The sequence below is a fragment of the Nonomuraea sp. NPDC001831 genome (assembly GCF_042892035.1).
In the GTDB taxonomy this organism is placed as follows: Bacteria; Actinomycetota; Actinomycetes; order Streptosporangiales; family Streptosporangiaceae; genus Nonomuraea.
Map to the genome: position 1 here is coordinate 22,984 of NZ_JBIATU010000034.1, position 12,671 is coordinate 35,654.

Genomic DNA, 12,671 nt, shown 5'->3' on the forward strand with positions numbered 1-12,671 from the left:
CCGCGAGAGTCGTCGTGGCGCGTCCCTCAGCCGCGCCGGCCACTCGTGTCGCGGCCGAGCAGCCGGCCCACGGCGACGCCGGCGAGCGCGGCGGCCGCGCCCATGCCGAAGGCGGCCAGCAGCGCCCACGGGCGGGTCTCGGCGTGCCGCGCGGGCGGCCGTTCGTAGACCGCCGGGACGGCCTGGGCGGCCTGGGTGGCCTCCGGGGCGGCCGGGGTAGCCGGAGCCGGGGGCGGGGGCGGGGCGCTGAGGTGGCCCTCGACGGCGGAGAAGAACTCGCCCGCCGTGCGTTTGGCGACCGAGCCGAGCATGCGCTGACCGACGCCGCCGATCATCCCGCCGATCACCGCGTCGGCGTCGTAGTCCACCCGGGTGCCGCCGTCGATCTCGCTCAGCCGTACCAGGACGGTGGCCTCGACCGTGCCCGGCGCGCCCTGGCCGCGCGCCCGCAGCGTGAAGCTCTCGGGCGCGCGCGGCTCGGCCAGCGCGACCTCCCCCTGGTAGACGCCCTTGATGGACGCCACGCCCGCGTTGACCGTCATCCTGTAGGTGTCCGGCCCGGTCTCCTCCAGGCGCTCGCAGCCCGGGATGGTGCGCACGAGCACCGCCGGGTCCTGGAGCGCGGCCCACACTCGATCTCGCTGTACGCCGATCACGGCGCTGCCCGCCACCTTCATGCGGCCACTCTAGGCACCGGCGACCGGCTGGTTAAGGGCAAGACCTGCCAGTCGGGCGACGCGTCGTGCGGATCGTCGTGCGGATCAGGGCTGGCAAGATGGTGCTCCATGTGCTGGGGGCGTGGAACGGTCAGGGGCGGGGCCGGGCGTGGCGGGCTGGGGCCGGCCGTGCTCGCCGGGGTGCTGGTGGCGCTGGCCGCCGGGTGTGCCACCGGCGGCACCGACGGCGGCACCGGCGGGGTCGTGACCGGGCCGTCGGCGAAGCCGTCCGCGACCGGAGGGACCACGTCCCGGCCCACGCCGCAGGGCCCGCCGGGTGCGCTGCCGCGGGCCGGCGAGGTGGGCCCGATCAAGGGGGAGAACGGCCTGCCCCCGGTGATCAGCTCGATCCCCACCAGGCGCAAGGTCGTCTTCCTGACCATCGACGACGGCTGGGAGCAGGACCCCGGCTTCGTCAAGCTGGTACGCGACCGGCGCGTGCCCATCACCGCCTTCGCCATGCGCGACGCGGTCGAGGCCAAGGGCAGCCCCGACCCGGCGGGCGGCCCCGGCCGCTACGTGGGCGCCGGCAAGTGGGGCTACTTCCGGCAGCTCCGCGACGTCCACGTGCCCGTCGAGAACCACACCCTGACCCATCCCGACCTGCGCCGCCTGCCCCTCGACGGGCAGCGCCGCGAGATCTGCGGCGCGGCGCAGGTGGTCGGCAAGGAGATCGGGACCCGGCCGGCGTTGTTCCGGCCGCCGTTCGGCAGCTACAACACCGACACGCTGCGGGCCGCCCGGCGGTGCGGGGTGAAGGCCGTGCTGCTGTGGACGGCCACCGTCCAGCCGGGCGGCAAGATCGCCTATCAGGTGCCCGACAAACGCCTGCGTCCGGGCGACATCCTGCTGCTGCACTTCCGGCCGAACCTGGCGGCCGACTTCCGGGTGCTGATCGACAAGATCAAGCGGCGCGGCTTCGAGCTGGGCAATCTGCAGGCCTACCTCGACGCCTCAGGCGGGGTCCGCCGGGCGGGGTAGTGCGCAATCCGCCCGGCGGGTGACGCGCCGGGACGTACCCGTACGGGATCCTCGAAAAGTAGGCAGAACCGGGGGATGTGACCAACGTCGCATCGCGTTGCTCTACGGCCTGTAGTACTACTACAGGTAGAAGTACTACAGCTTGTAGAGCTATGAGCGGGTGGGGATTGATGGACGCGCTTGACCTGGCACGGTGGCAGTTCGGGGTCACCACCGTGTACCACTTCTTGTTCGTGCCCCTGACCATCGGTCTGGGCGTCTTCGTCGCGGGCCTGCAGACGGCCTGGCACCGCACGGGCAAGGAGCACTACCTCAAGCTCACGAAGTTCTTCGGGAAGCTGTTCCTGATCAACTTCGCCATGGGGGTGGTGACCGGCATCGTGCAGGAATTCCAGTTCGGCATGAACTGGAGTGAGTACTCCACGTTCGTCGGTGACGTCTTCGGCGCGCCGCTGGCCATGGAGGCGCTGCTGGCGTTCTTCATGGAGTCCACGTTCCTCGGCCTGTGGATCTTCGGCTGGGACCGGCTGCCCAAGAGGGCGCACCTGGCCAGCATCTGGGCCGCCGCCATCGGCTCCAACCTGTCGGCCTACTTCATCCTCGCGGCCAACGCCTGGATGAAGCACCCGGTCGGCTACGAGGTCGTGGACGGCAAGGCCAGGATGACCGACCTGTGGGCCGTGCTGACCAACTCCACGGCGGTCGCGCAGGTGCCGCACGTCATCGGGGCCGCGTTCATCGTGGCGGGCGGGTTCGTGCTGGCGGTGAGCGGCTACTGGCTGCTGCGGACGCGCGCGCCGATGTGGCGCAGCGCCGCCCGTGGCGCGCTGGTCATGACGGCGATCGCGGGGGCGGTCGTCGCGGGCACCGGCGACATGTCGGCCAAGCTCATGTACGAGCAGCAGCCCATGAAGCTGGCCGCGGCCGAGGGCCTGGAGCGCGACACCGCGGCCGCGGCCTTCTCCCTGGCGCCCGGCATCGAGATCCCCAAGGTGCTCAGCTTCCTGGCCACCAACGACTTCGGCGCCACCGTCCAGGGCACCGAGGACCTGCAGAAACGCTTCGAGCAGCAGTTCGGCCCCGGCGACTACCGGCCCGACCCGACGATCGTGTTCTGGTCGTTCCGCGTGATGATCGTGTTCGGCATGGCCACCGCGGGGCTCGCGCTGCTCGGCCTCTGGCTGACCCGGCGCAGGCGCGAGGTGCCGTCCTGGCTGGCGCGGGCGCTGCTGCTCGCGCTGCCGCTGCCGTTCGCGGCGGTGATCGCGGGCTGGCTGCTGAGCGAGATCGGCCGGCAGCCCTGGACGGTCGCCGGCGAGCTGCTGACCGCCTCAAGCGTCTCGCCCGGCGTGACCCTGGCCGAGGTCGCCATCTCGCTGACCGTCTTCACACTCCTGTACGGCGGCCTGGCCGTGGCCGAGGTCGTCCTGCTGGCCAGGCACGTGCGCAAGGGCGTCGAGGAGCGGCAGCCCGCTCCCGAGGCGCAGCCGCTCGAACCGTCGCTGATGTACTAGAGGGACCAGACCATGATCAACCTGTGGTTCGTCATCATCGCCTTCCTCTGGACCGGGTACTTCGTCCTGGAAGGCTTCGACTTCGGCGTCGGCCTGCTGGCGCCGCTGCTGAGCAGGAACGCCGCCGAGCAGCGCCAGAGCCTGCAGACCATCGGCCCCGTCTGGGACGGCAACGAGGTGTGGCTGATCACGGCGGTCGGCGCCATGTTCGCCGCCTTCCCCGCCTGGTACTCCGGCCTGTTCAGCGCGTTCTACCTGCCCGTCACGCTCATCCTGGTCGGCCTGATCGTGCGCGGCGTCGGGCTGGAATGGCGCGGTAAGGTCGCCAACCCGATCTGGTGCGACCTCGGCATCCTGGTCGGCAGCGGCCTCCCGGCGTTCCTGTGGGGCGCGATCTTCGCCGACGTGCTGTTCGACAGCGGCCCGGCGGCCCTGCTCGGCGGCGCGTTCACGCTGACGCTCTGCGTGCTGCACGGCGCGGTCTTCCTCGCGCTGCGCACCACCGGCCCGGTGCGCCGCCGGGCCAGGACCGCCGCCATGGCCGCGGCGGCGGTGGCCATCCCGGTGGCCGTGCTGGCCCTGTCCAACCTGGGCTCGCTGCCCGCGCTGGCCGCCATGGCCGCGCTGGCCGCCGCGGCGGCGCTGATCTGGCGGCGCAGGGAGGGCTGGGCGTTCGGCGCGACCGCCGCGGGCATCGTGCTGGCCACGCTGGCGGTCTTCATGGAGCTGCGCCTCGCGCCGCTGCCCGGGCTGACCCTGGCGGCGGCCGCCTCGGGGCCGTACACGCTGACGATGCTGAGCTGGATCGGGCTGATCACGCTGCCGTTCGTGCTGGTCTACCAGGGCTGGACGTACTGGGTGTTCCGCAAGCGGGTCATGCTCGCGGCGGCGTAGGGCGTCTCAGCCGACCGTGCGCATCTGGTTCGTGCGGTGGTCCTTCAGGTGGAGGTCGCCGCCGAGCCGCTCCTTCAGCAGCTCCAGCACCTTGCGGCTGGACAGCACGGTCCACAGGTTGCCGACCAGGTGCGGGTTGTACTCGGGGGCGGCGTCCATCCAGGCGTCCTTGCCGGACTGGCTGGCGAACGTCGTGACGAAGAACTGGCCGTCGGCGGTCCGGCAGTAGCCCGTACGGATCTCGGCGGCGTCGACCTGCATGCGCGGCTTGCAGCCGACCCTGGCGGCGAGTTGCTCGACCGTCTGGGGCGCCGCCGCCCGCGCGGCGTTCTGGCCGGCCGCCGCCGGGCCGCCGGAGCCGCCGCCGGCGGAGCAGGCGGCGGCCAGCCCGGCCAGCAGCGCGAGGACGGCCAGACGTGGAAGTGTCGTCATGTGCGGAGATACGCACCGCCGCCCGCGCCGGTTCAGCACCGTTTCGGGGCCGCTTGAGGGCCGCTTCAGCGCAGGACGACGCAGCCCCGGGCGCGCAGCAGATCGAGCACCGGCGGGTCGTCGTAGAGCTTGTTCCAGCGCAGGTCGAGCTTGCGCAGGCCGGTCAGCTCGGCGACCGCGGCGGGCAGCTCGCGCAGCCGGTTGTTGCGCAGGTCGAGATGGGTGAGGCCGGACGGCAGCGCGGGCAGCTCGCTCAGGTGGTTGTCGCGCAGGTCGAGCACGCGCAGCTCGGTCAGCGCCGCGAGGGCGGCGGGCAGCCGGGTCAGCCGGTTGCCCTGCAGGTGCAGCTCGCGCAGCCGGCCGAGCCCGCCGACGGTCTCGGGCAGCGCCTCCAGCCGGTTGTTGTACAGGCGCAGCTCCACCAGCGACGCCATCGACCCGAGCGCGTCCGGGAGCCTGGTCAGCCGGTTGTCGGTGAGGTTGAGGTAGGCCAGCCGGTCGAGCCGGCCGAGCGCGGCCGGGACGTCGGTGAAGCCGTTGTCGCTCAGGTAGAGGTAGTCGGTGAGCGGCAGGTCGCCGATCTCGGGCGGGATCGAGGCGAGCCGGTTGTGGCCGAGGTCGAGCATGCGCAGCCGGGTCAGGCCGCCGATGTCGGCGGGGATCTCGGTGAGGGCGTTCTCGGCGAGGTTGAGTGATTCCAGCGCGGTCAGCTTCCACAGCCCGGCGGGCACGGACGTCAGCCGGTTGCCGCCGAGCGCGAGGTGGCGCAGGCGCGGTGCGAGGCCGCCGGGCAGGCGCTCGATCCGGTTGCCGTAGAGGAAGAGGGTCTCCAGGCCGGGCGGGCAGTCGGGGACCTCGCTCAGCTCGTTGCCGTCGAGGTGCAGGGCGCGCAGCGCGGTCAGGCCGGACAGGCCGGGCAGCTCGCGCAGCCGGTTGCCGTCGAGCCGCAGCTCCTCCAGCGTGGCCAGGCCGGCCACCCGGGCGGGCACGTGCGTGATCTCGTTCCAGGCCAGGTCGATCGTGCGCACGTCGTCGGGCAGGTCGGGGAAGCGGGTCAGGCCGGCGCCGGGAGCGAGCATGGCGCCGATCATCGCATACGCAGCCCGAACAGGTCCGACGGCGAGATGGGCATGCGGTCGATCTCGATGCCCTCGGCGTCCTCGATCGCCGAGGCGATGACCGCCGACACCGGGATCACGCCGGCCTCGCCCGCGCCCTTGATGCCGAGCGGGTTGAGCGGCGAGGGCGTCTCCAGGTGGGCGGTCTCGATCGGCGGGATCTCGGTGGCGTACGGCATGAGGAAGTCCATGAACGAGGCGTTGACGAGCTGGCCGTGGACGTCGTACTCCATGCGCTCGTACAGGGCGCCGCCGATGCCCTGGGCCACTCCCCCGTGGATCTGGCCCTCCACGATCATCGGGTTGATCAGCCGGCCGCAGTCGTGCACGACGGCGTACCTGACGACCCTGATCTCGGCGGTGTCCGGGTCGGTCTCGACGATCGCCGCGTGCATGCCGGAGGCGAACGTGGACCGGATCGGCGAGTAGAACTCGCGCCCCTCCAGCCCCGGTTCGTCGCCCTCGGCCACCGGCGGGCGGGCCGGGTCGGCCGCGCCGGAGAACTGGGTCGCCCTGGCCGTCTCCTCGTCGAAGGCGTACCGCAGCGGGTTGGCCAGCACCGCCACCGTCGAGAGCGGGATCGCGGCGGTCGGCGCGCCCACGACGTGCACCAGGCCGTCGTCGATCGCCAGGTCGGCCGGGTCGGCCTCCAGGGCGTCGGCCGCGATGCGCAGCGCCTTCTCCTTGACCTTCCGGCAGGCCAGGGCGATGGCGTTGCCGCTGACGACGGCGGCGCGGGAGGCGAAGGTGCCCACCGCGTACCCGAACCTGCGGGTGTCGCCGGTGACCACGCTGACGCGGTCGATGGGCACGCCCAGCTCGGCGGCGGCGATCTGGGCGAAGGCGGTCTCGTGCCCCTGCCCCTGGGAGGTCAGGCCGGTCGAGACGTGCACCCGGCCGTCGGAGGTGATCTGCACGTGCCCGCCCTCGTACGGGCCGACGCCCGTGCCCTCGACGTAGCAGCCGATGCCGATCCCCCGGCCCGGACGCCGCTCGAAGGTGTCCCAGCCGATCAGCTCCTTGATCATGCGGAGCATCTCCGGGTAGTTCCCGCTGTCGTAGATGAGCGGGCGGCCGTCCTGGAACGTCATCCCCTGGTCGTAGGGGAACTCCTCGGGCCGGATGAAGTTGGCCGCGCGCACCTGCGTGCGGTCCTTGCCCAGGTAGCGGGCGATCTTGTCCATGGTCCGCTCCATGCAGAACACGCCCTGCGGCCGACCGGCCCCCCGGTACGGCGTGACCTGCACGGTGTTGGTGTAGACCGCGGTGAACTCGACCCGGTAGGCCCCCGGCTTGTACGGCCCCAGCAACTGCGTGGAGGTGACGATGGGCACGATGATCCCGTACGGCGTGTAGGCGCCGTGGTCGTGCAGGATCGTCACGTCCAGGCCCAGGACGCGGCCGTCGTCGTCGAAGCCGACGCGTACGTGGTGGATCTGGGCGCGTTCGTGCGCGGAGGAGATGAAGTGCTCCCTGCGGTCCTCGGTCCACTTGATCTCGCGGCCGAGCGTCATCGCGGCCCACGGCACCAGGATCTCCTCCGGCCACGGGTGCACGATCTTGACGCCGAAGCCGCCGCCGACGTCCGGGGCGATCACCTCGACCTGCGGCAGCGGCAGCCCGAGCGCGGCGGCGACGGCCATGCGCACGCTGGTGGAGGTCTGGGTGCTGGAGTGGACGCGCAGGTCGCGGCCGTCCCAGCGGGCGTGCACGCCGCGGCCCTCCAGCGGCATGCTGGCGCTGCGCTCGATGTCGAGCCGGAAGGCCAGCGTGTGCGGCGCGCCCTCGACGGCCTCGCGCGCGCCCCTGCCGTCGGCCCCCCGCACCTCCTGCACCAGGTGCGCCCCCACGTTCCCCGGCACGTCCTCGTGCACGAGCTGGGCGCCCTGCACCGCCTCGGCCAGGCCGACGACCGGCTTGAGCGGCTCGTAGGCGACCTCGATGAGCGCGCAGGCGTCCTCGGCGGCGTACCGGTCGGCGGCCACGACCATGACCACGGGCTCGCCGACGTGCCGGACGACCTCCCTGGCCAGCGGGTACGCCGTGCGCCCGTGGGTGAGCGCCGGGTGCGGGATCAGCAGCGGCAGCGGCCGGCCCACCCGCTCGGGCAGGTCCTCCCAGGTGTAGATCGCGACCAGGCCGGGCACGTCGAGCGCGGCGGACACGTCGATGTCGCCGACGCGGGCGTGGGCGTGGGGTGAGCGGACGAACGCGGCGGCGAGCGCGTCGCGGCCCAGGTCGTCGAGGAAGCGGCCCTGGCCGGTGAGCAGCCGCGGGTCCTCCCGCCGCTGCACCGGCTCGCCGAACATCCTGGTCGTCACGGTTCCTCCTGCCGCGGCCCGCCGGCCCGCCCGGCGCTCACGACTCCTCCGCCAGCAGCTCGGCGGCGCGGTGGACGGCCTTGACGATGTTCTGGTAGCCGGTGCACCGGCACAGGTTGCCGGACACGCCTTCGAGCACCTCCTCGTGCGTGGGGGCCGGGTTGTCGGCCAGCAGGGCGGTCACCGTGCACAGGAAGCCCGGGGTGCAGAAGCCGCACTGCAGGCCGTGGCACTCGGCGAAGGCCCGCTGCACCGGGGAGAGCCCGTCCGGGCCGGCCAGGCCCTCGACGGTGGTGATCTCGTGCCCGTCCACGGTGACCGCGAAGGTCAGGCACGACCGGACCGGCTCGCCGTCGAGCAGCACCGTGCAGCAGCCGCAGACGCCGTGCTCGCAGCCGACGTGCGTGCCGGTCAGGCCGAGGTCCTGGCGCAGGCAGTCGGACAGCAGGCGGCGTCCGGGGACGCTGACCCGCCGGGCCGTGCCGTTCACGGTCAGCGTGATCTCATGTTCCACCGGTCGCCGTCCCCTCCCGTGCCGCCTCGCGCAGCGCCCGTTCGGCCAGCACGCCCACCAGGTGCCGGCGGTAGGCGGCGGTGGCGTGGATGTCCCCTTCGGGGTCGGTCCCCTCCCGCACGGCCCGCGCGACGGCCGGCCAGTCGACGCTCGCGGCCGGCCGGTGGCCGCACTCGCCGGTCACGTCCATCAGGACGGGCACCGGGCCCACGCCGACGCAGGCGACCCTGGCCGCGGCGACGCGCAGGTCGTCGTCGAACGTGACCACGGCGCAGACGCCGGCCAGGGCGTAGTCGCCGTGCCGCCGGGACACCTCCTCGAACGCCGTCCCGGCGCGCCCGCCGAGCGCCGGGAAGTAGGCCGACACGGCCAGCTCGTCCGGCCGGACGACGGACTCCATGGGCCCGACGAAGAACTCGCGCGCCGGCACGTCCCGCTCGGCGACGCCGGCCGGGGTCCAGCGGGCCACCCGCACCGAGCCGCCCAGGACGGCCAGCACCGCCGGCAGCTCGGCCGCGGGATCGGCGTGCACCAGGCTCCCGACGACCGTGCCCCGGTTGCGGATCACGGGGTGGGCGACCAGCCGCAGCGCCTTCGTCAGCAGCGGGTGCGCGCCGGACCGGGCCACCCGCGAGTGCCGGGCCAGCGCGCCCACCCGCACGCCGTCGCCGCCCGCCTCGACGGTGTCCAGGGCGGTCAGGCGGTTGATGTCGACGATGTGCTCGGGCGCGGCCAGCCGCATGTTCAGCATGGGGATCAGGCTCTGGCCGCCGGCCAGCACCTTGCCGTCCACCTCGGCGAGCGTCCGCAGCGCCGCGCCGAGGTCGCGGGGGGCGTGGTGGGTGAACGGCGGCGGCTTCACCCGGCCTCGCCCGCAGCCGGTTTCGGGGCCGGTCCCGGCGAGCGCCCGGCTATGACGCGCAGCAGGTGGTAGCCGCCCACCACCACGACGGTGCCGAGCGCGATGCCCTCCAGGGAGAAGTCTCCGCCGATCATGTGCGTCACCGGTCCGATCGCCAGGATGATGCCCGCGCCGATCGGGACCATGTTCACCGGGTCGGCGAAATCCACCCGGTTCTCGATCCAGATCTTGGCGCCGAGTAGTCCGATCATGCCGTACAGGATGACGGTGACGCCGCCGAGCACGCCGCCCGGCGTGGCGGCGACCAGCGCCCCGAACTTCGGGCACAGGCCGAACAGGATCGCGATCAGGCCGGCGATGTAGTAGGCGGCCGTGGAGTAGACCTTGGTGGCCGCCATGACGCCGATGTTCTCGGCGTAGGTGGTGGTGGGCGAGCCGCCGACGGCGCTGGTGACGACCGTGGCGGCGCCGTCGGCGATGATCGCCCGGCCGATGTAGGGATCGACGTCGGTGCCGGTCATCTCGCCCACGGCCTTGACGTGGCCGACGTTCTCGGCGATGAGCGCGATCACCGCGGGCAGCACGAGCAGCACGGCGGAGAACCGGAAGTCGGGGGCGTGGAAGTCCGGCAGCCCGAACCAGTCGGCTTTGGCGACGGCGTCGAAGCTGACCCGGTCGTGCGGGAAGGCCGTGGCCACGCAGTACGTGCCCTCGGCCGGGCAGGCGGCGCCGGCCGCGTCGCGCAGGTTCTGGCCGGGCAGCACGGAGGTGACCGGCCCGGCCACCCGGTCCAGCACCCAGGACAGCGCGAACCCGGTGACCAGCCCGATGAGCACCCCGACGCGCCCGGCGAACCCCTTGAACGCCACGATCACCACGAACGTCACCAGCATCGTGACCAGCGCGACCCACTGGTCCTGCCCCCAGTAGACGTCCGCGACCACGTACGCCAGCCCGAACCCGATGAGCATCACGACCGCGCCGGTGACGACGGGCGGGAAGACCCGGTGGATGATCTGCACGCCGAGCACGTGCACGGCCAGCCCGGCCAGCGCCAGCACGAGCCCGGCGACCAGGATCGAGCCGGTCACGAGGGCGTCGGCGATGCTCTGGTCGGTGCCGACGGCGGCCCTGATGGCGAACACGCCGCCGACGAACGAGGCGCTGGTGCCCAGGTAGCTGGGCACCTTGCCCTTCACGATCAGCAGGAACATGATCGTCGCGACGCCGGACATCATCACGGCGACGTTCGGGTCGAGCCCCATCACCAGCGGGAACACGAACGTGGCGCCGAACATCGCGATCACGTGCTGGGCGCCGAAGCCGACCATGCGCGGCCAGCTCAGCCGCTCGTCGGGCCTGACCACCTCGCCGGGCGCCAGATGCCTGCCGTCACCGTGTCTGGTCCATCCGAAAACCATCTGCGCCCTCTCTTCCGGGCCGGCGACCGTGCCTCTGCGGGCACATTAGGACCGCTGGGATGCGGCTACACGGGCATGATCTGCCAAATATCCCGCGGTCACCAGAGCGAACCTCCGTACGGGGAAGTCGCCGGCCGGTCAGAGAGGGGGTTATCGGCCTGTTTCGGGCACCGGTTCGCGGCGCGTGGCGCGCAGCAGGTGGTAGCCGACGAGCAGCACGATCGTGCCGAGCGCGATGCCGCTGAGGGAGAACGTGCTGGTGATCGGGAACGCGACCGGCCCGATGGCGATGATGATGCCGGCACCCACCGGGACGAGGTTGACCGGGTCGGACAGGTTCACCTTGTTCTCGATCCAGATGCGGGCGCCGAGCAGGCCGATCATGCCGTACAGGATGGTCGTGACGCCGCCGAGCACGCCGTCGGGGGTCGCGGCCACGAGCGCGCCGAACTTGGGGCACAGGCCGAACAGGATCGCGATGACCGCGGCGATGTAGTAGGCGGCCGTGGAGTAGACCTTGGTGGCCGCCATGACGCCGATGTTCTCGGCGTACGTGGTGGTGGCCGGGCCGCCGACCGAGGTGGCGACCACGGTGCCGACGCCGTCGGCCATGATGGCGCGACCCATGTAGCCGTCGACGTCCGCGCCGGTCATCTCGCCGACGGCCTTGACGTGGCCGACGTTCTCGGCGATGAGCGCGATCACGACCGGCAGCACCAGCACGATCGCCGACACCTCGAACACCGGCCCGTGCAGCGAGGGCAGGCCGATCCAGTCGGCGTCGGCGACGCCCTGGAGGTTGACGCGGAAGTGCTCGGTCACCTTGCCGGTGGCGTCGGGCGCCAGGATCTTGCCGCCCACCATGTCCCAGACCCACGACAGCACGAACCCGAAGACCAGGCCGAGCAGCACGCCGATGCGGCCGAGGAAGCCCTTGAAGACCCCGATGAACACGAACGTGGCCGCCATCGTGAGCAGCGCCACCCACGGGTCCTTGGGCCAGTAGACGTCGGCCGCGACGTAGGCCATGCCGAAGCCGATCAGCATCACCACGCCGCCGGTGACGATCGGCGGGAAGACGCGGTGGATGATCCGCACGCCGAGCAGGTGGATGGCCAGCCCGCAGCCGGCCAGCACGACGCCGACGGCCAGCAGCGCGCCGGTGACGGTCGCGTCGCCGCCCCCGGCCGCCCTGATCGCCACCACGGCTCCCACGAAGGACGCGCTCGACCCGACGTAGCTGGGGATCCTGCCCTTGACGATGAGCAGGAACAGGATCGTCGCGACGCCGGACATCATCACGGCCAGGTTCGCGTCGAGCCCCATGACCAGCGGGAACACGAACGTCGCGCCGAACATGGCGATGACGTGCTGGGCGCCGATGCCGACCATCCGGGGCCAGGAGAGCCGCTCGTCAGGCTTGACGACCTCTCCCGGCGTCAGATGTTTCCCGTCGCCGTGCAGCTTCCACCCGAACACCGCGAACCCACCTCAATCTTCCGCCTGACCAGCGGCGACGTCTTCCGAAGTATGTCGGAGAGCACAATAAGGGGTGTCGCGACCATCCGGATACGGCGGGCCGTTATTGCACGTGGATCGTGAACCCGTCGCCGCTCACCACCTGGCCGGCACGGATCTTCGCCGTCTTCCGCAGCTCGACCTCGCCGTCGACCTGGACCAGGCCCTCGGCGATGAGGTGTTTGGCCATGCCGCCGGTTTCGGTGACCCCGCAGTACTTCAGCAGGTCGCACAGCGGGATGTACTCGGAACGCAGTTCGAAATCCAGATCCACGAGCCCCAAGCCTAGATCGCTGATGTGAAATTCGGTGATCGGCTGCGGACGTGACGAAGGGCGTCCATGGTCGGTGTGTGAAGACTGACCTAGACGCCCTTCTGAT

Annotated in this window: 12 protein-coding genes; 3 read left to right on the forward strand and 9 right to left on the reverse strand. The window is 72.0% G+C overall.

Annotation, left to right across the window (positions count from 1 at the left end):
- Positions 1-26: 26 nt before the first annotated feature.
- The gene (locus tag ACFYYW_RS48645; protein WP_387661321.1) at positions 27-677 is read right to left on the reverse strand and encodes a carbon monoxide dehydrogenase subunit G; all 651 of its coding nucleotides are present in this window, start codon (positions 675-677) and stop codon (positions 27-29) included.
- Between the two features lie 108 nt (positions 678-785).
- On the opposite strand from ACFYYW_RS48645, the gene ACFYYW_RS48650 reads away from it, so the two are divergent.
- From ACFYYW_RS48650 to cydB, 3 genes are all read left to right on the forward strand, one after another.
- Positions 786-1,697, forward strand: a complete 912-nt coding sequence (locus tag ACFYYW_RS48650) for a polysaccharide deacetylase family protein (protein WP_387661324.1) — start codon at positions 786-788, stop codon at positions 1,695-1,697.
- Between the two features lie 170 nt (positions 1,698-1,867).
- The gene (locus ACFYYW_RS48655; RefSeq protein WP_387661327.1) at positions 1,868-3,211 is read left to right on the forward strand and encodes a cytochrome ubiquinol oxidase subunit I; all 1,344 of its coding nucleotides are present in this window, start codon (positions 1,868-1,870) and stop codon (positions 3,209-3,211) included.
- A 12-nt stretch (positions 3,212-3,223) separates the two neighbouring features.
- On the forward strand, positions 3,224-4,105 hold the full coding sequence (gene cydB / locus ACFYYW_RS48660) for a cytochrome d ubiquinol oxidase subunit II (protein WP_352322388.1): 882 nt from the start codon (positions 3,224-3,226) through the stop codon (positions 4,103-4,105).
- Positions 4,106-4,111: 6 nt separating this feature from the next.
- On the opposite strand, the gene ACFYYW_RS48665 is transcribed toward cydB, so the two are convergent.
- From ACFYYW_RS48665 to ACFYYW_RS48700, 8 genes are all read right to left on the reverse strand, one after another.
- Positions 4,112-4,537, reverse strand: coding sequence for a hypothetical protein (locus ACFYYW_RS48665; RefSeq protein WP_352322386.1), 426 nt, complete (start codon positions 4,535-4,537; stop codon positions 4,112-4,114).
- A gap of 65 nt (positions 4,538-4,602) precedes the next feature.
- Positions 4,603-5,616, reverse strand: coding sequence for a leucine-rich repeat domain-containing protein (locus tag ACFYYW_RS48670; protein WP_387661330.1), 1,014 nt, complete (start codon positions 5,614-5,616; stop codon positions 4,603-4,605).
- A gap of 8 nt (positions 5,617-5,624) precedes the next feature.
- Entirely contained in the window at positions 5,625-7,976 is a 2,352-nt protein-coding gene (gene cutA, locus ACFYYW_RS48675) for an aerobic carbon-monoxide dehydrogenase large subunit (protein ID WP_387661333.1), read from the reverse strand.
- A 37-nt stretch (positions 7,977-8,013) separates the two neighbouring features.
- Complete coding sequence (locus ACFYYW_RS48680; protein WP_387661336.1) at positions 8,014-8,490, reverse strand: (2Fe-2S)-binding protein; 477 nt, start codon at positions 8,488-8,490, stop codon at positions 8,014-8,016.
- Positions 8,480-9,352, reverse strand: coding sequence for an FAD binding domain-containing protein (locus tag ACFYYW_RS48685; RefSeq protein WP_387661339.1), 873 nt, complete (start codon positions 9,350-9,352; stop codon positions 8,480-8,482). The genes ACFYYW_RS48680 and ACFYYW_RS48685 overlap by 11 nt, the downstream gene beginning before the upstream one ends.
- On the reverse strand, positions 9,349-10,773 hold the full coding sequence (locus ACFYYW_RS48690) for a uracil-xanthine permease family protein (RefSeq protein WP_387661342.1): 1,425 nt from the start codon (positions 10,771-10,773) through the stop codon (positions 9,349-9,351). Before ACFYYW_RS48690 ends, ACFYYW_RS48685 begins: the two co-directional genes overlap by 4 nt.
- 150 nt (positions 10,774-10,923) lie before the next feature.
- On the reverse strand, positions 10,924-12,252 hold the full coding sequence (locus ACFYYW_RS48695; RefSeq protein WP_387661345.1) for a uracil-xanthine permease family protein: 1,329 nt from the start codon (positions 12,250-12,252) through the stop codon (positions 10,924-10,926).
- A 103-nt stretch (positions 12,253-12,355) separates the two neighbouring features.
- Positions 12,356-12,565 carry an RNA-binding S4 domain-containing protein gene (locus ACFYYW_RS48700; RefSeq protein WP_352322372.1) on the reverse strand — a complete coding sequence of 70 codons (210 nt, stop codon included), beginning with the start codon at positions 12,563-12,565 and terminating at the stop codon, positions 12,356-12,358.
- Between the last annotated feature and the right edge of the window lie 106 nt (positions 12,566-12,671).

Coding starts and splice junctions, on each gene's coding strand:
- ACFYYW_RS48645 (WP_387661321.1), bottom strand. CDS start 677: ATGAAGGTGGCGGGCAGCGCCGTGATCGGCGTACAGCGAGATCGAGTG.
- ACFYYW_RS48650 (WP_387661324.1), top strand. CDS start 786: ATGTGCTGGGGGCGTGGAACGGTCAGGGGCGGGGCCGGGCGTGGCGGG.
- ACFYYW_RS48655 (WP_387661327.1), top strand. CDS start 1,868: ATGGACGCGCTTGACCTGGCACGGTGGCAGTTCGGGGTCACCACCGTG.
- cydB (WP_352322388.1), top strand. CDS start 3,224: ATGATCAACCTGTGGTTCGTCATCATCGCCTTCCTCTGGACCGGGTAC.
- ACFYYW_RS48665 (WP_352322386.1), bottom strand. CDS start 4,537: ATGACGACACTTCCACGTCTGGCCGTCCTCGCGCTGCTGGCCGGGCTG.
- ACFYYW_RS48670 (WP_387661330.1), bottom strand. CDS start 5,616: ATGCTCGCTCCCGGCGCCGGCCTGACCCGCTTCCCCGACCTGCCCGAC.
- ACFYYW_RS48690 (WP_387661342.1), bottom strand. CDS start 10,773: ATGGTTTTCGGATGGACCAGACACGGTGACGGCAGGCATCTGGCGCCC.